Here is a 24,017-nt window from a genome sequence, read left to right on the forward strand (position 1 = left end):
GAGGTAATAAGCAATGGCTTTTGAAAGAACCGAAGGCTCTCGCCCCGCACGCCCCATGCGTCGCGGCCGCAAGAAGGTTTGCAGCTTCTGTGTCGATCGCATCGACACCATCGATTACAAGGACGTGCCCCGTCTGCGTAAGTACGTCTCTGAGCGTGCTAAGATCATTCCCCGCCGTGTGACCGGCACCTGCGCTTATCATCAGCGCGCACTGACCACCGCCATCAAGCGTGCTCGTCACGTTGCTCTGATGCCCTACGTCAGCGACTAATCAGAACTTTATCAACCCATTCAAAATAATCAGCAATCAGCAAAGCGCTTTCACCGATGACAAGGTGAAAGCGCTTTTTTGTTGTATCTTTCGTTTGTGCAGTGCTCCCGGCACGCAGTAGTCTGCCTGTTTCTTTTTGCTGCATTCTGGGAACATCTTATGGAACCGTTCCCGCAATTTCCGGGCAGATCACCCTCGTCCATAAAATTGCATCACCCGGTCAAAAAGTTACAAACCGGTACGGTTTTTCCGGCATTTCCTGAAATGTTACCGGGAATTTCCGAAATCAACCGGTGTTTTGATGTGTTGGCAAATCAAACTGCACAACGTAAAACCGATTCTTTGTACACATTTCACGAAATCGCTCCAACATGATTGATTTTTTGAACAAAATGTGCCATACTATAGTCACTGGAAACGTTCCCGACACCGTTCCCGATAATCCAACCGAAAGCGAGGGCACGCGATATGACGATCAAGGACATTGCCCGCATCAGCGGCTGTTCTGTCAGCACCATTTCGCGTGTCATCAATGACCGGCCGGATGTCCGGCCCGAGACCAAGGAGCATGTGCTCAAGGTCATGCGGGAGGCAGGCTTTACCCCTAACACCAACGCGCGGCAGCTGAAGATCCAGCAATCCCGCAGTCTGGTGTTCGTGGTCAAGGGGACCCGGAACATCTTCTTCTCCGACTTCCTCGTTCAGCTGCAGCGGGCCGCTACCCTGTATGGGTACAACGGCATCGTCTCCTACCTGGACGAGAACGCCAACGAGATCGATGCTGCCGAGAAGATCCTGCGGGAGATCAAGCCCAAGGGCATGATCTTTCTGGGCGGCAGTGTCACGAACTTCCAGAACGGCTTTGCAAACATCTCCGTTCCCTCCGTGCTGGCCACACTGGTCTCCAATGAGTTGGACTTCCCCAACCTCTCGATGGTGGGTGTGGATGACCGGGCCGCAGCAAAAGCGGCAGTCTCCCATCTCATCGCACAGGGTCACCGCAAGATCGCGGTGCTGGGCGGCCCGGCCACCAGCTTTCCCAGCCGGATGCGCCGTTTGGGTGCGCAGGATGCCATGGAGGACGCAGGGCTTGTCTTTGACGATAAACTCTATGGCCTGTGCAACTACGATTTCGAGTCCGCCTACCACGCCATGAACAGTCTGCTGGCCCGCCGGGCCGAGTTCACTGCCTTGTTTGCCATGAGCGATGTGATCGCCTTTGGTGCGATCCGGGCGCTGGTAAGTGCAGGTATGCGGGTGCCGGAGGATGTCTCAGTGATCGGTTTTGATGGCATCACGATGTCCCGCTACTGCGTGCCGGTGATGACCACCATCGTCCAGCCCAGTGAACAGATTGCACTGCAGAGCATCGAGCTGCTGGTGCGGCAGATCGAACACGGAGCCCCGGCCCAGACCGTCACGCTCCAGCCGGAATTGCAGCAGGGCGAAAGCGTTTGCCCCTGCCGCCGGAACTATTCAGTCTAACTTCCGTCCTCATGCTGTGGACGGTGGCAGATATTAACCAAAAGAAGAAGGAGTACTACTATGAAAAAGATGATCTCTCGTCGTAATTTCCTGAAAGTGGCCGGTGCATCCGCCGCTGCTCTGGGTCTGGCTGCCTGTGGCGGTTCTTCCAGCTCCACCGCTTCCTCCACTGCCAGCTCTGCTGCCGGTTCTTCGACCGCTGCAAAGGCTGACGGCAAGGTCTACTACCTGAACTTCAAGCCGGAGCAGGATCAGGATTGGCAGGATCTGGCCGCTGAGTACACCAAGGAGACCGGCGTGCCTGTGACCGTTGTCACCGCCGCTTCCGGCCAGTATGAGACCACTCTGATGAGCGAGATGGAAAAGAGCGAGGCTCCCACCCTGTTCCAGGTCAACGGCCCTGTGGGTCTGGCCAACTGGAAGGATTACTGCTACGACCTGTCCGGCAGCAAGCTGTATGGCGAGCTGACCAGCGACTCTTTCGCCCTGAAGGACGGCGACGCTGTCACCAGCATTGCATACGTCATTGAGACCTACGGCATCATCTACAACAAGGAGCTGCTGAGCGCCGCTGGTTACACCCAGGACGACATCAAGGGCTTTGACGATCTGAAGAAGGTCGCTGACGATATCCAGGCACGCAAGGCCGAGCTGGGCGTGGACGGTGCTTTCACCTCCGCTGGCATGGACGGTTCTTCTGACTGGCGCTTCAAGACCCATCTGGCAAACCTGCCCATCTACTACGAGTACAAGGCAGACGGCATCGGCTCCACCGACGCCATCAAGGGCACCTATCTGGACAACTACAAGCAGATTTGGGATCTGTACATCACCGATTCCACCTGCGATCCTACCCTGCTGGCTTCCAAGACCGGCAACGACGCTGTGGCCGAGTTCGTGGGCAAGAAGGCTGTCTTCTATCAGAACGGCACCTGGGCTTACAATGACGTGAAGGATCTGGGCGACGACAACCTGGGTATGCTGCCCATCTACATCGGCGTGGATGGCGAGGAGAATCAGGGTCTGTGCACCGGTTCCGAGAACTTCTGGTGCGTGAACAACGCTTCTTCTGATGCCGACATTCAGGCTACTCTGGACTTCCTGTACTGGTGCGTCACCTCTGAGGCCGGCACCAGCGCGATGGCTGACAAGATGGGCTTCGTCATCCCCTTCAAGAAGGCTAAGGACTCCACCAACCCCCTGATCGCCATTGCAAACGACTACGTTGCAGCTGGCAAGACCAGTGTTGACTGGTGCTTCTCCACCATGCCTTCCGAGGAGTGGAAGAACGGCGTTGGTTCCGCTCTGACCGCTTACGCAGCAGGCACCGGCGACTGGAACGGCGTTGTGACCGCTTTTGTCGATGGCTGGGCTAAGGAGTACAAGCTGGCAAACGGCTAAGCATTCTCGGTTTTCTCTTTCCCCTTTTATTTGTGTAAACCGTAATGGGAGGCGGGCGAGCTGTTCGCCCGCCTCCTTTTGTTTTGGAGGTATATCATGCAAAAGGCCATCAGCAAATATTGGCCGGTGTTCGTGCTTCCTACGCTGATCGCGTTCATCATCGGCTTTATCTGGCCCTTTATCTGGGGCATCTTCCTTTCGTTCCAGCGCTTCACCACGGTGAGCAAGACCACCTTTGTGGGCATCCAGAACTACATCTCGGTGTTCCAGGATTCCACGTTCCTGCATGCGTTCGGCTTTACGGCAGCGTTTACCGTGATCTCCACTGTGCTCATCAATGTCTGTGCCTTTGCCATTGCGATCGTGCTGACCCGCGGCATCAAGGGCACCAACATCTTCCGTACCGTCTACTTTATGCCCAACCTGATCGGCGGCATCCTGCTGGGCTACATCTGGCAGATCCTGCTCAACGGCGTGCTGGCCAACCTGCAGAAGCCCCTGCTGGCGCTGGATGCCAAGGCCGGTTTTGTCGGTCTGGTCATCCTGATGTGCTGGCAGCAGATCGGCTACATGATGATCATCTACGTTGCCGGTCTGCAGAGCGTGCCCGGTGACCTGATCGAGGCTGCCAAGATCGACGGTGCTTCTGACCGCGAGATCCTGTTCAAGATCAAGCTGCCCATGGTCATGCCCAGCATCACCATCTGCACGTTCCTGACTTTGACCAACAGCTTCAAGCTGTTCGACCAGAACGTTGCCCTGACGGCTGGCGAACCTGCCAACGCCAGTGAAATGCTGGCCCTGAACATCTACAACACCTTCTATGGCCGCTCCGGTGCTCAGTGGAAGGGCATCGGTCAGGCAAAGGCTGTGGTGTTCTTCCTGATTGTTGTGGTCATCTCTCTGGCGCAGCTCCACTTCACCCGTTCTAAGGAGGTCCAGCAGTAATGATTAAACAGAAAAAGTTGTGGGATAACATTCTCACCGTCATCATGGCCCTGCTTTGCCTGCTGTGGATCTACCCCATTGTCCTGATCCTGCTGAACAGCCTGAAAAAAGAGGGTACCTTTACCACCTCTACCGTGTTCCAGCTACCCACCAGTGAGACCTTTGCTGGCCTTTCCAACTACGTCTACGGCGTGATCAAAATGGGCTTCCTTTCCAGTTTGGGCTACAGCCTCGTCATCACCGTTTCCAGCGTGGCCCTCATCCTGCTGTGCTGCTCCATGACAGGCTGGTACCTGACCCGGGTGAACAACAAGCTCAGCAAGTTTATGAACCTGCTCATCGTGTTCTCGATGGTCGTCCCCTTCCAGATGGTCATGTTCACTCTGTCCAAGACCGCAGATACCCTCAAGCTGAACACCCCCTGGAACATCTGCATCATCTATCTGGGCTTTGGTGCCGGTCTGGCTGTGTTCATGTTCACCGGCTTTATGAAGAGCGTTCCCATGGAGATCGAGGAAGCCGCCATGATCGACGGCTGCAACCCCATCCAGATCTTCTTCAAGGTCGTGTTCCCCATCCTGAAGCCTACCATGATCTCCACCGCCATTCTGGAGACGATGTGGGTGTGGAATGACTACCTGCTGCCCACCCTGGTGCTGGATATCAAGAAATACCGCACCATCCCCATGGCCATCCAGTATTTCCGCGGCGGTTATGGCCGCGTGGAACTGGCGCCCATGATGGCCTGCATCATCATTGCCATCATCCCCATCATCATCCTGTACATGACCTGCCAGAAATACATCATCGAGGGTGTTGTTGCAGGCGCTGTCAAGGGTTAAGGAGGAGTTCACCATGCGAGCATGCGGCATTCTGATGCCCGTTTTTAGTCTGCCGGGGCCCTTTGGCATCGGCACGCTGGGGAAAGAAGCCTTTACGTTCGTGGATTTTCTGGCCCGTGCAAAGCAGACCTATTGGCAGATCCTGCCCATTGGCCCCACCGGCTACGGTGACAGCCCCTACCAGAGCTTTTCCGCCTTTGCCGGGAACCCCTACTTTATCGATTTCCGTGTCCTGTACGAGCAGGGCTATCTGACCGCTGATGAGATTCCCGCTGAGGTTCCGGTTGGACCGGTGGATTATGGTGTGCTCTACCAGCAGCGCCCGGTGGTGCTGCAAAAAGCCGCTGACCGTCTGCTGGCTGCAGCCAGCGTGGAGTACAAAGACTTCTGCACGGCACAGAGCTTCTGGCTGGACGATTACGCCCTGTTCATGGCCGTCAAGGCCGAACAGGGACAGGCAGGCCTGTGTGACTGGCCGGATGACCTGCGCACCCGCCAGCCCGCTGCCGTAGCCGCTGCCAGGGAGCGCCTGGCCGGGCAGGTGGATTATTTCAAGGCGGTGCAGTTCTTCTTCTACACCCAGTGGAACGCTCTGAAAGCCTATGCCAACGGCAAGGGCATTCAGCTGGTGGGAGATATCCCCATCTACGTCAGCCCGGATTCCAGCGATCTGTGGACGCGGCCGGAGCTCTTCCAGACCGACGGCCAGACCCACCTGACGCAGGTGGCAGGCTGCCCCCCGGATGCCTTTGCGGCAGACGGTCAGCTCTGGGGCAATCCGCTCTACGACTGGCCCCGCCACAAGGCCGAGGATTTTGCCTGGTGGAAGCGCCGGATGCAGCACGCTACTTCGATTTATGATGTCGTGCGCATCGACCACTTCCGTGGTTTTGAGAGCTACTACGCCATCCCTGCCGGAAACAAGACAGCGGCGGGTGGCCACTGGGAAAAGGGGCCGGATCATGCTTTCATCAATGCCATCCACGAGACCCTGGGTCAGGGCGGCATCATTGCGGAGGATCTGGGATACCTGACCCCTGAGGTCAAGACCATGCTGGCTGCCAGCGGCTATCCGGGCATGAAGATCATGCAGTTTGCCTTTGACAGCCGGGAACCGGGCAACTATCTTCCCTACACCTACCCTCACAACAGCGTGGTCTACACCGGCACCCATGACAATGTGACCACTGAAGGCTGGCGGCAGTCTGCCAGCCCCGAGGATGTCCACTATGCCTGCCGTTACCTGCGCTGCCTGCCCGAGGATCTGACAGAGGCCATGATCTGCGCCTGCCTTTCCAGTGTTTCGGATATGGCCGTCATCCCCATGGCCGACTGGCTGCATCTGGGCGCGGAGGCCCGCATCAACACCCCCAGCACCCAGGGAGCCAACTGGCAGTGGCGGCTGGACACCCCGCTTACCAGTCTGCTGGCCGAGCATATTGCCGATCTGACAGCACTGTATGACCGGGCTCCGGCTGCGGCAGACCGCTAAAACGTTCCTTCTTCTTTTCTCCCCATACAAAGACGGCAGGCCCTGGCCCCTCCTTTCCGGAGGAACTGGTGCCCGCCGTCTCTTTTTGCATTATTTTCAATTTTCACACAACATTTTTTCGCCGCATCCCGCACAGGACGTTCCACATATTTCCGCGCAGAACCGTTTCTTTTTTACAAAACGGCCACAGTATCTTCACAATTCTTTCGCATTTTGGGTTTCATCGCTCTCTTGTTGTTTTTGGGCAATTATGCTATAATCCAATTAGCTTCACGTCCGCCTTTGCGCGGATTTTACGAACGAAAGGAGTTTTCCACCATGGAATTTACCTATCAGAGCACGATGCAGATGCCCGCATCCTATGCGGTTCTCTCCGAAGATGAAATGGTCTACACCGTTGGCGGCGCTTTTGAGTTGAATATCAACGCGCAGGATGTCCTGAATTTCACCGTCAATGTCGGTGTCAACCTGGTACGTATGCTGGGTCAGGCTGCCATCAGCAACACCATTGCCGGTATCATTGACATGCGGAACGATGGTCTGACCACGATGGGTGCCATTGAGCATTATTGGGGCCGCCAGACTCCCGTGGGCAAGACCATGACTGTGGTTGCTGCCGGTTTTGCAGGCGTTTATGTCTACTACTGGGCTAGGTCTGCCATTGAGAGCTTCCTGTCCATCTACAACGATATGCGGAATATCTACAACGAGAGCGAAGCCAAAAATCAGGCACAGGCCGCAGGTACAGCAGCTCTGGCCGCCTGAGTAAATCTTTGAAAGGAGCCTTTTATGGAAAAATTGCGTATGCCTGCATCTTATGCAACGCTTCCGGAAGAAGAGCTGCCGGAGATCTTTGGCGGCGGAGAACTGGGAGATGCATTGGACAGCTTTACGGATAACCTTCACCTGGACGATTTCTTCTTTCAGGGGGGGATCCTCTCCATCTCCATCTCGTTTGTACCTCTGCTCCTGTTCAATGTTGTTGTTTCCGGCTACCGGTTTGTAGAGAACATTTACAAGAACCTGTCCAACTGGTTCGGTTATCACGATGATACCTTCTCTGCCGTTTCTAATTTCACGGATGAAATGCGCCAAAAACAGCAGCAGCGCGGTATCTGAGCCGTTTTCCCTGTAACATGAAAGAGCTTCACGATTCCGGCTTCTGCCGGAGTGTGAAGCTCTTTTTGTTTGGCCGCTTCCAGATGTTCAAATGACCCGCAGGGCCCCCTGCTCCCGCAGACGGAGCAGATAGCAGCTGCCCGCACCGAACACCTTTTCCATGGCATTGTGATATTTTGCCGTCAGCATACCGGGTACAAACGCCTGAATGGTCCCTGCAAAGCCGCCGCCCTGCATCCGCCAGGCTCCCCCCTGCCCCTCCAGCAGAGTCTGGCTGAGGGCAAGCGCCACCGAGAGTCCCTGATGCCGTACGTCTGTGGAGCAGTAAACGTTCTGGCACAGGGCAAAAGAGGCGTGTCCGCTTTCCAGAATCAGCTGCAGGAAGGCATTGAAATCCCCGCTGACCAGGGCATTCCGCTGGGCCAATGCGCGGGCATTCTCCTCAAAATAGTGGACCGCACGCAGAACAGCACGATCCCCGCAGGCTTTTCGCAGGCGTGGCAGAGCTTTCCAGAGCTCCTGCTCCTTGACCTGTCCCAACACCTTACCGCCCAGACAGGCCGCCACCGATTCCATTTCGTGCCGGATGGCCGCAAATTCACCGGTCAGCTCGCTGTGACTGCCCCGGGTATCGGTCACGCAAAGGGTCATGTCCGCTGGGAGCAACCCTGCCGTGTGGATCTTTTCTATCCGGGGCTTCTTTGGGTCGGCAAAATCCGCAAAGATGACCCCGCCCACGGCGCTGGTCAGCTGATCCAACAGGCCGCTGGGTTTTCCGAAATATGTATTTTCCGCATACTGGCAGATCTTCGCCAGCTCCGGCGCTGTCAGCCTGCAGCCATATTCCCCGTTCAGGATGGCCGCCATTCCCATTTCGAAGGCCGCAGAGCTGGAAAGCCCGCTGCCCCGGAGCACGTCGCTGGCGGTATAGGCATCGAAGCCACCCACCGTCTTTCCCTGTGCCCGGAAACCTTCCGCAATGCCCCGGATCAGGCTGGCCGAATGGGTGCTCTCGCCCTGCTGAGGCTCGGCCTCGCTTAGATCAATGACATCCAGTTTGTTGAAGCCCCGGGATTTGACCCGGATAAAACCGTCGTCACTGGGGGATGCCACTGCGACCAGATCCAGCGTCACCGCTGCCGCAAGACCATACCCGTGCTGATGATCGGTGTGGTTGCCGCCCAGCTCCGCCCGGCCCGGAGCCGAGTAGACATGCACCTGCCGCCCGGGGCCATAGTACAGCTCAAACTGTTCCAGCGCGGCGGCATACCGCTGCCGCTGGCGGGCCAGCACCGCCGGTTCTGTGCCATAGAGCGTGCAGAGCGCTTCATCCCACTGCCCCGCAAGGATCTCCCGTCTGAGTTGTGCACTGGTCGCCATGGCCGTTCCTCCTCCACAAACGTTCTCTCCGCAAAGTCCGTGCATGAAGGGTCCATGCACTTGGGTTAGCCTTATTGTACTTCATTCCGCCCTCTTTTGCAATTTGAATCCGCAAAAAATCCAATTTCAGCGCGAAAAACAAAGTTTCGGATGTACTTTTGTTGAATTTGCAGATACAGTTATGATATACTGGAATCAAGAATGCGGTCAACTGGAGGAAACGATCATGGCAGATGTCTACAAGCAGTCCTTCAAGCAGAATTACACCAATAATATTGAATTATCCATCTTCAACTGTGGTCTGGAACGCTGTGCCCCGGGCCAGACCTGGGGCCCCGGTATCCGGGATCACTACCTGATCCATCTGGTGGTCTCGGGCAAGGGCACCTTTGAGGTGGGCGGCAAGACCTTTGAGGTCGTGCCGGGGGATTTGTTCTTTGCCCGGCCCAGTCAGCTCATCCGCTACTCTGCCGATGAGCAGCAGCCCTGGGAGTACAGCTGGGTCGGCTTTAACGGTGCCTGCGCCCATAAACTGGCGGCACAGCTTCCCTTTACCGACACTGCTCCTGTGCACCACACGCAGGACCCGGAAGGAATGCGGGCAGCCCTGACCAACATCTATTCTTCCCGTGGGTTAGAGCCTCAGGATGAGGCTGCCATGGTGGGGTACCTCTACCTGTTCATCTCTGCCCTGATGAAGGAGACCAGCGAGACGCGCCCCCACAACGCTTCCTCCTCCAATCAATATGTACTGAATGCCATCAAATACATCCAGTTCAACTATTCGCACGACATCTCCATTGATGATGTCGCTAAGAGCGTGGGCGTTTCCCGCAGTCATCTGTACCGGGTGTTTATGCTCAATGTGGGCAAGAGCCCCATCGATTATCTGACCGAATACCGCATCAACGAAGCCTGCAAGCTGCTGAGGGCCGGAAACCTTTCCATTGCAGAGGTCGCCATCTCGGTGGGCTTCTTTGACCAGTTCTATTTTTCCCGGGTCTTCAAGCGGGCCAAGGGGATGCCGCCCAGCAAATACATTGCCGCCCAGAGCGAAAATGCAGATGCCCCCGCTTCGGAAGAAGCCTGACCCAATCCCATTCCAAAGGAGAATTTCCATGCCCTTACAAAAAAATCAGGTGCTGACCCTGACCATTGAGCGCCTGTCCAACGATGGCAGCGGCGTTGCTCACAGCCCGGACGGCGAGGCTGTGTTCATACCCGGCACCGCCCCCGGTGATGTTGCCGCCATCCGCATCGTCAAAGATTGCGGCCGCTACGCATTCGGTATTCTGGATGCCATTCAGACTCCCTCGCCTGACCGTATCCCGGTAGATTGTGCAGTGGCCGGCCCCTGCGGTGGCTGCAGCCTGCGGCATCTGGATTATGCAGCTGAACTGCGCGCCAAGGGCGAGAGCGTTACCGATGCTTTCCGCCGCATTGGCGGGCTGGATGTACCCGTGCTGCCGCCCCTCCCCTCCCCCGAGATCGACCGCTACCGCAATAAGGTTCAATTCCCGGTGGGCCGTGATAAGAACGGCAAGCCCTGCATCGGTTTCTACGCCGGGCGCACTCACCGCATTGTTCCCTGCCCCGACTGCAAGCTGCAGCCGGATGTGCTGAACGAGATCGGCAATACCCTCTGCGATTTCTTTGCCTCCCACAACATTCAGCCCTACGATGAGCAGACGGGCAAGGGGCTGGTTCGTCATGTGTTTCTGCGCCGGGGTGTCCACAGCGGCCAGATCATGGTCTGTCTGGTCTGCACCCGGGCAAAGCTGCCCCACGCAGAGGAGCTTTGCCGCGCACTGACTGCGCAGTTTGCCGATATCGCCACCATCCTGATCAATGTCAACGCCAGAAACACCAATGTGATCCTGGGCAGCGAGACCCACACCCTGTACGGCCCCGGGTTCATCGAGGACACCCTCTGCGGCGTTCCGGTGCAGCTGGGCCCCTTGTCGTTCTATCAGGTCAACACCCTGGCCGCTGAGCAGCTCTATGGCATTGTCGCAGAATATGCTCAGTTGACCCCGGATGACCTGCTGCTGGATCTCTACTGCGGCATGGGCACCATTGGCCTGTCCATGGCAGACCATTGCCGGGAGCTCATCGGCGTGGAGATTGTGCCTGAGGCCATCGAAAGCGCCAAGGCCAATGCTGCCCGCATGGGTGATGCCATAGCCGCAAAGAGCCGCTTCTTCTGCGCCGATGCTGGTAAGGCGGCCTCTCAGCTTGCCGCCGAGGGCCTGCACCCGGATGTTGTAATGCTCGACCCGCCCCGCAAAGGCTGTGACGAAGCAACCCTTTCCGCTGTCGTCGCCATGTCCCCCCGCCGGGTGGTCTATGTCAGCTGCAACCCCTCCACCGCCGCCCGGGATGCCAAGTGGCTGGAAGAGCATGGGTATCGGGCAGAAAAGGTGCAGCCGGTGGACCTTTTCCCGAGGACGAGGCATTGCGAAGCGGTCCTCCTTTTGACCAAACTCAATGTCGAGCGACACATCGAAGTGGACGTTAACATGGAGGAACTGGATGTGACTGCTGCGGAAAGCAAGGCGACCTACAATGAGATTCGGGATTATGTGTGGGAACACCATCAGTTGAAGGTATCCAATCTCTATATTGCACAGGTGAAAGAAAAATGTGGTATAAAAAAGAGAGAAAATTATAACAAGCCTAAATCCAATTATAATCGCCAACCCAGATGTCCTTCGGAAAAAGAAACAGCAATTCGAGATGCATTAAAATTCTACAAAATCATCTAATCATATTTGCGATAATTCTTTTATCACTTATAAAGGAGTGCGTACGATGGCCATTTCTGAAAAAGATCATATTGAAGTTATTAAATCTGAGATGGAAGACGATTATTCGGATGATTCTCTTTTTAATATTTCATCTTGGGGTGCCGATTTGTCTTTTCGTGAACTCGTATCTATGTATAATGATAATGAGCTCGTTAAGCCCGAACTCCAAAGAAAGTATGTATGGGACAAAATTGAAGCCAGTCGTTTTATAGAGTCTATCCTACTCGGTCTTCCTGTTCCCAGTATTTTTCTCGCTCAATCCGGGAGTCAAAAACTTATTGTTGATGGTTACCAACGCATTATGACTGTGTATGACTATATACGCGGTATTTTTACAACGGACAATAAAGTTTTTAAACTTGCTAATTCTGATAGAATCAATCTTCGCTGGCGAAACAAAGCTTTTGCCGAGTTATCAACTGATGATCAAAGAAAAATCAAAAGTACCACCATCCATGCAATCATCTTTGAGCAGAAAAAGCCAGAAAACGATGATACTAGTCTTTATCAAATTTTCGAACGTATAAATACAAGTGGTCGTTCTCTTACTCCGCAAGAAATTCGAAACTGTGTTTATCAAGGTTCATTTAATACACTCCTTTTTGAACTAAACGAGAACTTCACCTGGCGAAAACTCTTTGGTTCTGCTCAGGTTGATTCCCGAATGCGAGATATTGAGTATATTCTTCGTTTTTTTATAATGAAAAGTGATGACATATTAAAAAGCACAAGCAACCAAATCTCTTTAAAAAAAGCACTAAACCACTTTATGGATCTTCACAGGAACGATTCCCCGGAGGATATCGATTTCTACCGCAGTCAATTTACTGCTACAATCCAAGCAATCTATAATTCTGTTGGAGAAAATGCATTTAAAAATTACTCTAACGGAAAGTTTTCCAAGAAATTCCACCCTGCTATTTTTGATTCACTTATGGTATCTGCTTATTTCTCGATTTCTCAAAAAAACACCCTTCCAAATGTATCTTTAGAAACTCATCTTTCTCTTTTGGCCGACAGTCGTTTCAAAGAATCTATTAGTAAACGTACAACAGATATTGAAAACATCAAAAGGCGAATTTCCATTGCTGGCCACACTTTATTTGGAGTTGTTTTAGAATGAAACAGGAACTTCAAGATTTGTTATCTGAATGTACTGATGAACTAAATGACATTGAATCAAGAATCAATGATCTTCCTGCCCTAGATAAAGCACGTTGCTATTTAACCAATTATGCACTTATTCGTGCTTGTGGAACGGTAGAGTTTGTATACCGCTCAATTGTTGCTGACCATTTCTCACAACTGGGTAATCCTCGCCTTGACACATATTTAGATTCCACGATACGCCAAGGTTCCAATAGTGCCAAATATGATAACATGAAAAGTCTTTTAAAGAAATTTGATCCCCAATGGAGTTCAACTTTTTCTAATCTTGTAACTGTTCAAACCACAGATGGACAAAGACTAATTTCTGCATCAAATTCACTTGTAGCTAACCGTCACCAGTTTGCTCATGGGCGGCAACCATCTGCGACATTTCTTGACATAAAGCAATATTATTTAGATGTTGTATCTTTAATAGGTTTATTTGATTCTGTGGTTCAGTAATTTGTCGCCCATTCATTTCTGTATAAAAGCCATAATTCGTAGAAAGTACAGTACTTTCACGAATTATGGCTTTTTCATTAAAAATTCAGAATTTTTTGCACGGCATATGGCTTTGCATACTTTATATATGCATCGCTCACATACACTGTATCTTCCTGCTGCGGTTCTTTCCACATGGCAGGATAAACTACAAGTTTTTTCTCCCTTCCTCCTTTACGTTTTACTAATATGCCATCGTCTAAAGCAACAAGCGTATATCCAGACACTCTCAAAATCGACTCCAGCGGGAGCAGGAGCCGGTGTTGTTCTTCAACGCTCAATGATTCTGCCAGCTTTCCTGAAGTCCCCCATTCAAGGAGTTCCAGTGCTGCAAATCTGTCAAGCAGACCGTGAACATATTGATTTCGATAATGCTTAAGGCACCTATGACAAGCGCTTCCGCAGTCACAAGAGACAAGCAGTTCCCGAATCTGTTTCAGCAATTTTTCAATATTATCCGCCACACTGACTGCGTATCCGGCACCACTGGACAAGCTATCGTACAGATAAACATCGACAAATGCTCCTGCAGCATTTGTACGGATTCGATATCCCGTTACAAGTTCCGTGAACTCAACATCAAGTTCCTTGCTTGCCGCCAAACGGAAGGCTTCAGCCAGTGATTGTGCAGCCCTTGTCAGCCATGGATTGTCTGTTCGATGAATATCCATTTTCTGCTCATCAAGTTTGATTTCCAAAACCAGCATGTCCGTAATAAAATCATAGCCAATATTGACATTTCTAGCGTTACCATGATTGCATTTCGCTCTTGCATATTTCGACTTGTATGGGCGCTGCACTCCATTCAATACCTTTCCATCATCCCCGGGCATCGCCGCACCGCAATCAGGACATACCATAAAGCCCTTATTGTTCGCCCCTTGATTCACCATAATAATTCGTTGATTCGTGCGAGATGCCATTCGGATGTTTTGGCAACCGGGAATTGCTTGAATGTCCTCCGCATCTGGAAGCGTAGAATAAAGCGGAGGCTGAACCGATGAATATTCCTCGTCCAGCTGAGCATCCGGAACTGCTTCTGCATTTTTAGGTGCAAATCCCCATGGCCGAAGCATTTGTCGTCCTTCCTCTAATGCACGATTTCCACAGAAAGGACAAACATCTGGGCGTTCATCCGCAAGTCCAAACCACCCACACTCTGGGCAGGTCAGGATAGGCTTCAGATAATTTGCATCGTCCATATACGCCCGTGCAGGAGTAGTCGCCTGACCATACACACGGTCACTTCCAGGGCTGAAGAGTCCACCGATTTGATAGGTTTGCTTATCAACAACTATGGAGCGTCCCGGTGCATATTCACTGATCGCAACGTCCAGACCCCGGTCCACCTCATAGCGCAACTTTCCGCTCATGTCTGTAATATAGGTACTAACAACATTCTTCGGGAAAGAATAAGTCGGTATGATACCTTCCTCATAAAGAGCATCAAGCAGTGTTTTTTGCTTATCAGGCGGAACATTTGGCAATGCACCGAATTGTTCTGGATGCGTATTTCTCTTCTCCTGCAGTAACTTCAGGCTTGTTATCAATTCTTTACGAAAATCCTCCATATCTACTTTTATTCCCGCCGGCACAAGCAAATCTCCCTGCGAGATTGCAACGGTCGGCAGATATTCTATAAACTCATCTAATGCTTCATCCAGAAAAAGTACTGCGGTCATTTGATCGAGGCTGGAATACTTCTTCGCAAGAAACTCCTGTAGCACAATCATATTTAAATGTCGTTGTAACAGTTTCTCACTCTGAATGTCTATCCACGGGCGTCTTGGATCTCCACGGAACATAGGCACCGGATTATTGAAATAAAGCGTATCATGCGGACCATCTTCGCAGAATGTAACAATCGTAGACAAACTGGCACCCCGACGACCCGCTCGACCAGCACGCTGTTGATAGTTTTCTCTCATTGGGGGAACATTGCGCAGGCCAACGGCAACTAGTGAGCCAATATCAATGCCCACTTCCATTGTGGTTGTGCTACTCAAAATATCGATTGGATTTTCCCCTTCCTGAATCAAGTCTTGGAAGCGAAGCTCATAATGTTCTGTCTGGCTCCATAAATCCATTCTCTGATCTTTATGAGAAAGTTGCGCCGTATGTTCTTCCGTATCAATTACACGAATCCGGTCTCCGCTCAGTGCATCCGATACAGGTTTACGCCAAAAATCAAGAGATTGATATTCTGTATCGCTCAAAACATGAACACCTGTAAAGCCACAACTAGGGCATTTTCCACGCAACAGATACGGTGTTATCTCCGAACACTGCTCACACCGATACCAAGCATGTGATACATCAAAACGCGGCCTTACACGCGAGAGATCAACATACAGTCTTCCGTTGTCTGGCTGTGCCGTATCCAAAAAATTGTTTTTTAGTACTCGTTTCCATACAGCCATCTCCTGAGAAGAATCTTTCCATCCCATAATTCCCTGAACAGCCTTTGAGAAGTTCCACTCTTTTGCCAACCCATAAAAGTCAAAACTACGACGAACTTCCAATCGGATTTCATCTGAGATTGTATGCCCCAAGGCAGTTGCATCATCGCAAACCGAGGTCATCCATGCATTAAATATCTCAAGAAATTCGTCCTCTGTTACCGTAATACCATTTTCATCAAGCTCGTCTGTACTATCGACTAAAGCCATCTCGGTTGGTTCAATCCAACTGGTTGCGGAATCATAAAGCGTATTGTACCCACCTGCAAATAAGCGCAGCAGATCTTTTTTCATCTGATCCGGCGCATTTACAATCGAAAATCGCGGCGTATATTCTCTATGCCGACGAGAACTCCGCTCAAGGTTGCTTAATGCCACTTCACAATCCTGTCGAAACTTCTCTCGTTCCGGTTCATGGAAAATTTGAACGTGGTTTCGTCCAGCAGCCAAGCAGAAATAATCGTAAAGTTCATTCATGGAACGTTCCGTCACAGACTGCTCCATGTCATGAATTGCCAGTGCAAAAAGCTGGCGCGCTGCCATAATGTCAGAAGAGTCTGACATATCACGAGCAAGTTTGGCCGCTCGTTGACGACTATCTGAGAAAAGGAGCACTTTTCGCCCTTCATTGGGGAGCCGCTCCGGATCGTTATCTTTTCCGCTGACAGCAGGTTGCTGCTCAAACTGCGTTTTTATCAAGTTATAGAAGGACTGATTGCCCCTTGTGCTAAAAGATGTGATCTGCGAGGACGATAATTGATGCCTGCAATGCGGACAAGTTGGAAACGTTAAAATCTGTGGCCGATTTTTTTGTGCAAAATTACAATAGTATAATTTCCGGACATTGGGTTTTCCGTCATCTGAATCATCTCGAAAATTGATAAATCCATTCTTTATGTCAAGGTAACACGGCCGGATTACGTTCTTTCCCTGCTTATCTGGAATCTTATAATCCTCCGGTGGCAGATAAAGATGCACTTCCTTCATCTGTGAATCCAGAACCTGACCAGAATAATGCCATAGATACGTTCTCTGATGCGTTTCAAGTGCATTTCCTAACACATACCCCTTATAAAACAACGCCCCACAGCGACGATCATTGTACAATTCATATACAACGCTATTACAGTGAGGACAGGTCAAATGACCGTCCGCCCAGAAGATTTCTCCCAATGTAAGGGCTCCATCTGTATGTGAGTGTGGACAGTTTTCGTTGGCACAGGCATAGACTCCCTTAATACCCTTGAACAGCATGTGCATTCGTGCTGGGAATAGAACTGCCCCCTTTTCATTCTTGGCAAGCGGTGCGATTGCCAGTAGAATGCTGACATAATTCAGAGCTTCCTCCTCTCCGACATCTGGGAATGCTTCTGCCGCAAGTTCAGCCAACGATACCGCATTGCCCCGACATTTTGAAATCAGCGTATGAAATGGCCGATAAGCGATTAAATTATCGTACATCCACTGGCACGCCGATGCCATATCTGTAAAGGGTGCAGTAGAGCCTTCTACTCCACTCCAAAACTGATTAAGTGCTTGGAAACATACCAATTCATTTTCTTCAAACGCAGAAGCGTCTGCGCTCTGAAAACTTTGCAATGGTATCGAACGAAGCTCAACCGTATCAGCCTGTTCTTTTTCGCCCGTCAAATAACAAAACTCCACAGTGGTATCTGCCGCAGTCAATTCTTGTGCAAATTTATAAACAGCATTTTTATCTTCCTGATCTCGATCTGGCATACTGGCTGTTGTAAGAATAAACTGTACCCGATCTCTTGTAATTCCCAATTTATGAAACAGTCTTCGAATTAAAAGTGCCACCTCGCCGCCAGATGACCCCCGGTACATATGGGCTTCATCTATCACGAATAACAACTTGTTCGATGGATTTTCTTCAAGCCACTCTTTTGTATCCTGCCAGATTTTCGCTTCCCTCGGACGTAAAAGCATATACTCCAGCATAGAATAGTTCGTAATCAGAATATCCGGGCAGAATTTCTGCATTTCAAATCGAGTAATCAGCTCTGCATCTTCCGCATCAGGAATATGACGACCATTATGTAACCCCTCTAAAAAGGTTTGCATATCCATCTTTGCCGGAATTTTACCTTCGTGGCGAAGTGCCTCAAAAAAGCTTTTTTCAGAATCTGTCTGCGGAAAAGACATTCGTGCCAACGTTTTTTCCAGTTTTCTATCCTCACTGGTTACAGGTTCGTTTCCGGGATATGGCGTTCGACCAGTATACATACCAAATTGTGGCCGACGCACAGTTTCACCACAGGTCGAGCGAAAGACATTTAGAAATTTTCCTTCCGGATCGCCAATCAATCTCCTCAACCGGCTCACCTGATCCGAAACAAGCGCATTCATCGGATACATAACAATCGTGCGAACACCTCGCATTTTCCATGTATCCGGATTATCCTTTGCCTCTGTCGCCAATTTTGCCATCAACGGCCACATAAAACACTCTGTTTTACCAGAACCAGTACCTGTGGAAACGAACAAGTCTCGCCCTTGAACGGCATTTTCAAGGGCCTGAACCTGATGAACAAACGGTGTAGGGTACACACCAACACCTGCATCTGAAAGATCAGAAAAATACTTTTTCATCCAGTCCGGAATTTTAGCCTTTTGGATACCATCCTTAACGCTTTTGTACGCCGGGGACGACTCAATAAATGGCTTTTGATATAATAAGCCCTCATCATCCAGGTGTTGTCCTACCGCCGAAAGCAGAAGTGGAGATTTTCCAAAGTACTGTGCCTTTATGTAGTCTTCCAAATCATGACGAAGCTTTTTATGAATTGAATTTGCGCCGTTCGACATTTTATCATTCCTTTACAAATTGATACCCAATAGCCTCAAGTGTCTTTTTTATAGCATAAAATACATCTTTTGCAAAAATGCGATTGAAATCATGGGGCAATTCAATACAGGATGTCGGCCAACTATAAAGCTTTATCAAATTTAGTTCTTCCACCGCCGGCAAATACTGTAGCCTCAACATCACAATCGCCCCGTCCTCATGGTATGTTGCCGCCGGTAAAGATTGTTTTGCGGAAAGCAGTGCATTTGATACTCTGCGATAAAAATGATCTTCGGTCATCCATACTGGAAGTTGACTAACAAATGCCTGTCCTCCTTTTTCTTGATACAGATAATAGAATCTATTTCCATTCATCCCCATTCTGATAAGCGTCACTTCTTGTGCCACAGGCTTTTCCCGTTGCCAATATCCATATTTGAACGGCGGGTCTGTCCGCAAAAATTCCGTAGTGTCATTTGGGCGAAATTGATTCCATTTTGCCGTTTTAACCAAATACCGCCATGTTTCAGTTAATGTTTGATCTGGCAGTTGGAACATCTCTAGCAAAGGGATTGATTCCTGAAAATCGGATGAAAGTAAATATGTTCCCTGTCCACTGACAAACTGCTGTTCATCGGGTGCCATACCTCTGGCAAAAAGAACATCGTCTACCGCTGAAGCTGAATAACTCGCCGGAGCTAATCTATACGCTGAATGATATATCTTTCCACCTTCAAGTTGTACGTTATAGATTTCTTCCAGCAGATTTTCATAGTTATACCCAAACAGCTTTCTAAGACCGTTGAATATTCCACAGTAGCTTTCCAGAAGATCCTTCATGCGAGATTTGAAATGAACCACTGAAATCGGCTGGTCATCTTCCGTTTTATCCCAAAGAGAAGCATACGCCATTTGTCCCAGCACGCTATAAATCACACGCATCTGCCATTGTTCAACAGGTTCGGTTGTACCCCTTTCAATTTGGTATCTTCCCGCCATAATGGAAATTAAATCGTTTTCTCTGTTCATTCATCCTCACCAAGATAATCATGAAGCATCTTATAAAAATCTTTAGGCAGCTTGTCTACATCTTTTTCAAGTTGTTCTAGGAGCATATCAAATTTTCCTGCAAAACACGCAAATGGGAGAAGTCCAAACAAATAGCTATTTGCTGTTTCTTTTATTGAATCATCCTTCAGCATATACTCCATATCTGCAAAGATTTCCCAGAGATTCCTCTTTGCAAGCGAACCAAATTTCGTCAATAATTTTTCGTTAAACCGCCGCATTTTTTGTTCCGGAAGTTCACTAAAATCCATACCAAGTTTATTTGGAGGATACATACCAGTCGGTCTTTTATCAACAAAGAACTCTGTTGCCAATGGAAGAAGATAGTTCAGCATCCCCAATGGTTCCACCTGTAAATCCTCTACATAGGGCGTGATCAGAAAACAAAACTTGGAAATTTCTCCCACGAAAAGCGGTATCCTTTGCGTCCAACCCACACAGAATGGATTCAAGATTGCTACCACTTCATCATCCGATTCTTCACATACGTCGTAAACCTCTTCTGAATACTCACCCATGCAGGATAAGATAGCGGCAGATTTTCCAAACAACGTCATTGAAAATGCCTGTGCAATTCCCAATCCATTCGGGCCTGCAAGCAACACCGGGATATGATGTCGATACGCCGAACAGAGATATGCGGCCAACGCTTTTGTATATTTTTCCTGAACACCTGCATCCCTCAAGTTATACGCAAGCTCCTCCATTACATCATCTAGGATTTTAAGCACCACAAGGTTTTCTCCCTGTGTTTCTCCAGATACAAATGCAGCGGTTTCACTCACTTTTTGATCGTTTACATTTTTGCTCTGTGGCAAAAATGCTTGTGATGCGATAAAATCTGCTGCATCCTTTTGAGCTTTTGCAATTCTGTCCGCCACACGTTGTTCGACTTCTGCTGCTAATTGCTCTCGTTTTTCTAATTCATTATTCGATTCTTTCAGCTTCTGTTCCAGCGTCACATAGTCTGAGTTAAGTTGATCGAATCGTGTTTTTGCCTTCTCTGCTTCATCCTTTTTTTGCTGCAAAAAGTTCTCCGCTTCACGGAGTTTTTCATCATTATCTTCCGCCCATTCCTTTGTAAGCAGCTCTTTGCAACGTTTTTCCAATTCCGGTTTTCTCAGAATAATCTGACGTAACGTTTCATCTTCGACGTCCGATGCTGAGAGATAAGCATCGGCCTCCTGTACGAACTCTTGAATTAGTTTCTGCGCATCGACCTCGGTACAATTGCACTGTTCAGAGAGTTCTTGCACAAAGTCTTTGTCCGGAAGTTCCTGTAAATATGCTACGATCTGCTGATGAGTCGCCTTCGTAATGCCCTTCTGTTTAGAAGTAGCCCATGTCAGTCGATTTCGCAGCAGAGTTTTCAGAATCTCCACAGCTTCTTTAACTTTTACAACTCTACAAGGCATACCAAGGCTTAGCACGCTGCAAATTTGACATTCTCCCGCTTGATAAAGCATTGAAGGGAAGATTTCAAAAACAGGTAATTCAAGGGTATTTTCTCTTAATGCAAGCCTATCTGCCCCAATATCAAGGTCTTGTTCCCTGCAACGTACACCCTCATACTTTTGGCCGTTCCAATATGCAAAAAGGGCGCCATTACAGTACATTTTTTCAGAAATGCCCATCACTAGTTTCTTGACGATCTGTTCAATAGAAGTGCATTCTTTAAGAATGATGACCTGTGTTGGCTGATAAAATGCATTGTATTCAGATTCGATGTAATCACGACTCGGATCATTTATATTTGGAATTGTACGCCAGTTCCAAACACCAACATAGTTTTCCGGAAATCCGTTTGTTTTTTGATTTGTAAACAGTTCTTTCTGATATGGATAGATTTCGCAGTATTTATCAAGGACTTCATTGTTCTCGATGTCCGATAGCCGCTTTAACCGCATTTTCCCATCATACCAATAGACCCGACAAAGCGAACAATATGGGTACATACTTTGTTCTTGTATATCACTCTGACTAACAGAATATTTCTCCAATTTATGGTATTTTGCAAGTTCACTTTGTCCAGCATTTAGTTCTCCTTCAAGTTTTTTCTTTTCTGCTTGCAGCTGGATAATATTGTCCTGTTTTTCATTCACATCGGCCTGCACATCCTTCAGAAGTCCTTGGAGTTGTTGAATCTTTTTCTGTGCATATTCCTTTTGCGCTTCAAGTTCTTTCCGTAAAGCATCTTCCTCCAAATTATCCGCCGCTTTAGAAGCATGCACGCTATTGGATTCGTTTTGGCACATTCCTTTCACAAGACGTACAGCGATTTTTAACGCACCTATTTCCTCTGAAGACCGCACTGGTTGCTCCAAACGAAAATAAAGCTCCATATTATTAGAAAATGAGCTGTTTGCCAGAGCTACTACTCTTGCTCCATCCGATGGAACCCCTTGTGAAATCAATTTATCCTGTTCACTAGCGATTTTATCCATCATGGACTGAATTTTTTCATTCAGAAATTTGGATATAAAACGCATCGTCACATTTTGCGCTGTAAGGCTAACAGCCATTTCATCTGAAAGAGAATTTGGCCGAAAGCCCGGTTTTATAGTATTAAAACCATTTGAATTTGCTCGAAAATTCTGTTTTAGTTCTCTCGGTCCAATCAATTCACAAATTGTTTTTACGTCACCTGATGATAGTCTTTCAAGATAGTTCATCTTTTTTCCTTCCCTTTCGTTTTCAACGATCTAATGAAATGCTTATAGTATACAAGTGCATTTTCTTCTATGTGGCCACTTCGTATTTTTTGAGAAATCCATTTTTTTGTTTCCGGATAATTTTTCAGCAGAGACAATGTTGCGCCCAATGTATGTGAAACCGGCACTTTTGCCCCACGAGCACTCATCAGCTCATGTACAACATGTAAGTCATCTGAAGAACTGACCGTTCTACTCAAACGCTGATATTCTATGTTCCAAATAATATCAAGTCCTTGAAGGACGCTGATTTTCATGCCATACTGCACATTACTATATTCGATGGCTGTTTCCGCCTTCAGAAGAATCTTTTCAATAACATATCCATTCCTCTTGATTTGAACCACACCGTCAAATGGAGCAAGTATCCGTATGCTGTGATTTACCGGAAGCTCATTTTCCAAACCGGACTTCAAAGCATTCCCTTGGACATCAGTGATAGTCACTATCGGTCTACCTGAGCGTTCTTTTAGCTCCTTCTTCCAAAGATATGTATACTCCAGCACCTTTGCTCGCCCTGTTGAAATCAATTGCTGTCGCTCATTGATTTCAATCGAACACACCTTACCTTCATCCGAAGTATAATACAGCATTGGTGCTGCTGGATAGGTTTTTGTAACAATTTCTCCTTGACTCTGAACGCCTTGTCCTCGAATATGAAACCATGTTGTTTCCCCTGAGTTTTGGATAATATATGGCGACTGCACATAGACTGGCCAAATCGGCTGAATTGAAATCGGTTCACTTGTGAGACGGCAATGGTAATTAAGAAAGAACTCTGCTGCCGACTCTGTAAAATCTGTCACCAAAACTTCCGATAGATACCATGTTGTCCATGAGGCACTCTTCTTCAGAACAGTCTTTATTGAGATTCCATTGTAAATATCATCCAGGCATCCTGTGGAAAGCAAATAGTAGCATTTTCCGACTACAACATCTGCATCATCTGTAAGCATCCGTCCTGTTTCTCCGCTAAAGAGCGAACCACTTCTTTTTATACCTTCCACTACTCGGGGCCAATAGGTTTTCTCTATTTCATCAGACGATATAACAGTATAACTTTCACAAGGGTACTCTCCTATCGAAACATAGGTGATAGATTCCGCATTCAAGCGTTCAAACGAGTATACGAACGGTGTCATTGCTTTATCAGATGGAATGACCGTGACATTCTTTTTTTCTTGCTGGTTCAGAACTATCCTTGGAACAGCAAGTAGGCCCAACTCAAATTCAAACCCATAGTCTGTAACATTGACTATCCGAATTGGAAGTTCATGCTCGCCTGCCGCATATGTATAGTCGTATCCGTGGACATACATACGTTCCGGACAGCTCTTATCCGCTTCTGCTGAACTATGGCGAAAATGCGGAGCTTGTACTCTTCCGTTGAAAAATGTAACATATTGACCACACAACGAGCACATGAAAATACCGCTGCGGGCCGAAACCCCACCACGATAATGTTCCCTTGCAACTTCTTCTGGCGTTATACGCTTCCAACCGTTTTTCGACCATACGCACACATGAGTTAATGATGCCATAATAGTCCCTCATCTACAGTTTCACTTCAGTCAT

General features: G+C 49.0%; 19 protein-coding genes. 13 read left to right on the forward strand and 6 right to left on the reverse strand.

Going from position 1 to position 24,017, the window contains the following annotated elements; translation table 11 throughout:
- The first annotated feature begins 13 nt into the window (after positions 1-13).
- Positions 14-271: a 30S ribosomal protein S18 gene (gene rpsR / locus MTP42_RS07755; RefSeq protein WP_050762800.1), complete on the forward strand. Its 258-nt coding sequence runs from the start codon at positions 14-16 to the stop codon at positions 269-271.
- Here rpsR and MTP42_RS07760 read toward each other — a convergent pair.
- Positions 261-416: a hypothetical protein gene (locus MTP42_RS07760; RefSeq protein ID WP_215696436.1), complete on the reverse strand. Its 156-nt coding sequence runs from the start codon at positions 414-416 to the stop codon at positions 261-263. The genes rpsR and MTP42_RS07760 overlap by 11 nt on opposite strands.
- Before the next feature lie 14 nt (positions 417-430).
- On the opposite strand from MTP42_RS07760, the gene MTP42_RS07765 reads away from it, so the two are divergent.
- The 8 genes from MTP42_RS07765 (at position 431) to MTP42_RS07800 (ending at position 7,558) form a co-directional block, all read left to right on the forward strand.
- Positions 431-646 (forward strand): hypothetical protein, encoded by a 216-nt coding sequence (locus MTP42_RS07765; RefSeq protein ID WP_249257062.1) that lies wholly within the window; start codon positions 431-433, stop codon positions 644-646.
- Positions 647-739: 93 nt separating this feature from the next.
- Positions 740-1,756 (forward strand): LacI family DNA-binding transcriptional regulator, encoded by a 1,017-nt coding sequence (locus MTP42_RS07770; RefSeq protein ID WP_249257063.1) that lies wholly within the window; start codon positions 740-742, stop codon positions 1,754-1,756.
- A 60-nt stretch (positions 1,757-1,816) separates the two neighbouring features.
- On the forward strand, positions 1,817-3,157 hold the full coding sequence (locus tag MTP42_RS07775; RefSeq protein WP_097771879.1) for an ABC transporter substrate-binding protein: 1,341 nt from the start codon (positions 1,817-1,819) through the stop codon (positions 3,155-3,157).
- A 96-nt stretch (positions 3,158-3,253) separates the two neighbouring features.
- Entirely contained in the window at positions 3,254-4,105 is an 852-nt protein-coding gene (locus tag MTP42_RS07780) for a carbohydrate ABC transporter permease (RefSeq protein WP_005933523.1), read from the forward strand.
- Entirely contained in the window at positions 4,105-4,947 is an 843-nt protein-coding gene (locus MTP42_RS07785; RefSeq protein WP_097771248.1) for a carbohydrate ABC transporter permease, read from the forward strand. The genes MTP42_RS07780 and MTP42_RS07785 overlap by 1 nt, the downstream gene beginning before the upstream one ends.
- A gap of 13 nt (positions 4,948-4,960) precedes the next feature.
- Positions 4,961-6,439, forward strand: a complete 1,479-nt coding sequence (malQ, locus tag MTP42_RS07790) for a 4-alpha-glucanotransferase (protein WP_249257064.1) — start codon at positions 4,961-4,963, stop codon at positions 6,437-6,439.
- Positions 6,440-6,757: 318 nt separating this feature from the next.
- On the forward strand, positions 6,758-7,204 hold the full coding sequence (locus tag MTP42_RS07795; RefSeq protein WP_215696429.1) for a hypothetical protein: 447 nt from the start codon (positions 6,758-6,760) through the stop codon (positions 7,202-7,204).
- 24 nt (positions 7,205-7,228) lie between these two features.
- Positions 7,229-7,558, forward strand: a complete 330-nt coding sequence (locus MTP42_RS07800; RefSeq protein WP_249257065.1) for a hypothetical protein — start codon at positions 7,229-7,231, stop codon at positions 7,556-7,558.
- 87 nt (positions 7,559-7,645) lie between these two features.
- Here the strand turns inward: MTP42_RS07800 and MTP42_RS07805 are convergent, their stop codons facing one another.
- Complete coding sequence (locus MTP42_RS07805; RefSeq protein ID WP_249257066.1) at positions 7,646-8,938, reverse strand: galactokinase; 1,293 nt, start codon at positions 8,936-8,938, stop codon at positions 7,646-7,648.
- 226 nt (positions 8,939-9,164) lie between these two features.
- On the opposite strand from MTP42_RS07805, the gene MTP42_RS07810 reads away from it, so the two are divergent.
- From MTP42_RS07810 to MTP42_RS07825, 4 genes are read left to right on the forward strand one after another with little or no spacing between them, the layout of a single operon-like run.
- On the forward strand, positions 9,165-10,028 hold the full coding sequence (locus MTP42_RS07810) for an AraC family transcriptional regulator (RefSeq protein WP_035394341.1): 864 nt from the start codon (positions 9,165-9,167) through the stop codon (positions 10,026-10,028).
- A 28-nt stretch (positions 10,029-10,056) separates the two neighbouring features.
- Positions 10,057-11,703 (forward strand): 23S rRNA (uracil(1939)-C(5))-methyltransferase RlmD, encoded by a 1,647-nt coding sequence (gene rlmD, locus MTP42_RS07815; protein ID WP_249257067.1) that lies wholly within the window; start codon positions 10,057-10,059, stop codon positions 11,701-11,703.
- A 46-nt stretch (positions 11,704-11,749) separates the two neighbouring features.
- Positions 11,750-12,868, forward strand: coding sequence for a DUF262 domain-containing protein (locus MTP42_RS07820; protein ID WP_249257068.1), 1,119 nt, complete (start codon positions 11,750-11,752; stop codon positions 12,866-12,868).
- The gene (locus tag MTP42_RS07825; RefSeq protein ID WP_249257069.1) at positions 12,865-13,356 is read left to right on the forward strand and encodes a HEPN domain-containing protein; all 492 of its coding nucleotides are present in this window, start codon (positions 12,865-12,867) and stop codon (positions 13,354-13,356) included. The genes MTP42_RS07820 and MTP42_RS07825 overlap by 4 nt, the downstream gene beginning before the upstream one ends.
- Positions 13,357-13,433: 77 nt before the next feature.
- On the opposite strand, the gene MTP42_RS07830 is transcribed toward MTP42_RS07825, so the two are convergent.
- From MTP42_RS07830 to MTP42_RS07845, 4 genes are read right to left on the reverse strand one after another with little or no spacing between them, the layout of a single operon-like run.
- Entirely contained in the window at positions 13,434-18,683 is a 5,250-nt protein-coding gene (locus MTP42_RS07830; RefSeq protein ID WP_249257070.1) for a DEAD/DEAH box helicase, read from the reverse strand.
- Positions 18,684-18,687: 4 nt separating this feature from the next.
- Positions 18,688-19,692: a hypothetical protein gene (locus MTP42_RS07835; RefSeq protein ID WP_249257071.1), complete on the reverse strand. Its 1,005-nt coding sequence runs from the start codon at positions 19,690-19,692 to the stop codon at positions 18,688-18,690.
- Entirely contained in the window at positions 19,689-22,403 is a 2,715-nt protein-coding gene (locus MTP42_RS07840; protein WP_249257072.1) for a hypothetical protein, read from the reverse strand. Before MTP42_RS07840 ends, MTP42_RS07835 begins: the two co-directional genes overlap by 4 nt.
- Complete coding sequence (locus MTP42_RS07845) at positions 22,400-23,983, reverse strand: hypothetical protein (protein WP_249257073.1); 1,584 nt, start codon at positions 23,981-23,983, stop codon at positions 22,400-22,402. Before MTP42_RS07845 ends, MTP42_RS07840 begins: the two co-directional genes overlap by 4 nt.
- Positions 23,984-24,017: the final 34 nt, after the last annotated feature.

Origin of the sequence: Faecalibacterium sp. I2-3-92 (assembly GCF_023347315.1) — a bacterium.
Lineage (GTDB): Bacteria > Bacillota > Clostridia > Oscillospirales > Ruminococcaceae > Faecalibacterium > Faecalibacterium duncaniae.

Excerpts from the sequence above, each read along its gene's own strand:
- MTP42_RS07795 (WP_215696429.1), top strand. The coding sequence starts at position 6,758 with ATGGAATTTACCTATCAGAGCACGATGCAGATGCCCGCATCCTATGCG.
- MTP42_RS07820 (WP_249257068.1), top strand. The coding sequence starts at position 11,750 with ATGGCCATTTCTGAAAAAGATCATATTGAAGTTATTAAATCTGAGATG.
- MTP42_RS07830 (WP_249257070.1), bottom strand. The coding sequence starts at position 18,683 with ATGTCGAACGGCGCAAATTCAATTCATAAAAAGCTTCGTCATGATTTG.
- MTP42_RS07775 (WP_097771879.1), top strand. The coding sequence starts at position 1,817 with ATGAAAAAGATGATCTCTCGTCGTAATTTCCTGAAAGTGGCCGGTGCA.
- MTP42_RS07765 (WP_249257062.1), top strand. The coding sequence starts at position 431 with ATGGAACCGTTCCCGCAATTTCCGGGCAGATCACCCTCGTCCATAAAA.
- MTP42_RS07760 (WP_215696436.1), bottom strand. The coding sequence starts at position 416 with ATGCAGCAAAAAGAAACAGGCAGACTACTGCGTGCCGGGAGCACTGCA.
- MTP42_RS07780 (WP_005933523.1), top strand. The coding sequence starts at position 3,254 with ATGCAAAAGGCCATCAGCAAATATTGGCCGGTGTTCGTGCTTCCTACG.
- MTP42_RS07770 (WP_249257063.1), top strand. The coding sequence starts at position 740 with ATGACGATCAAGGACATTGCCCGCATCAGCGGCTGTTCTGTCAGCACC.
- MTP42_RS07785 (WP_097771248.1), top strand. The coding sequence starts at position 4,105 with ATGATTAAACAGAAAAAGTTGTGGGATAACATTCTCACCGTCATCATG.
- malQ (WP_249257064.1), top strand. The coding sequence starts at position 4,961 with ATGCGAGCATGCGGCATTCTGATGCCCGTTTTTAGTCTGCCGGGGCCC.
- MTP42_RS07835 (WP_249257071.1), bottom strand. The coding sequence starts at position 19,692 with ATGAACAGAGAAAACGATTTAATTTCCATTATGGCGGGAAGATACCAA.
- MTP42_RS07805 (WP_249257066.1), bottom strand. The coding sequence starts at position 8,938 with ATGGCGACCAGTGCACAACTCAGACGGGAGATCCTTGCGGGGCAGTGG.
- MTP42_RS07825 (WP_249257069.1), top strand. The coding sequence starts at position 12,865 with ATGAAACAGGAACTTCAAGATTTGTTATCTGAATGTACTGATGAACTA.
- MTP42_RS07845 (WP_249257073.1), bottom strand. The coding sequence starts at position 23,983 with ATGGCATCATTAACTCATGTGTGCGTATGGTCGAAAAACGGTTGGAAG.
- rpsR (WP_050762800.1), top strand. The coding sequence starts at position 14 with ATGGCTTTTGAAAGAACCGAAGGCTCTCGCCCCGCACGCCCCATGCGT.
- rlmD (WP_249257067.1), top strand. The coding sequence starts at position 10,057 with ATGCCCTTACAAAAAAATCAGGTGCTGACCCTGACCATTGAGCGCCTG.
- MTP42_RS07810 (WP_035394341.1), top strand. The coding sequence starts at position 9,165 with ATGGCAGATGTCTACAAGCAGTCCTTCAAGCAGAATTACACCAATAAT.
- MTP42_RS07800 (WP_249257065.1), top strand. The coding sequence starts at position 7,229 with ATGGAAAAATTGCGTATGCCTGCATCTTATGCAACGCTTCCGGAAGAA.
- MTP42_RS07840 (WP_249257072.1), bottom strand. The coding sequence starts at position 22,403 with ATGAACTATCTTGAAAGACTATCATCAGGTGACGTAAAAACAATTTGT.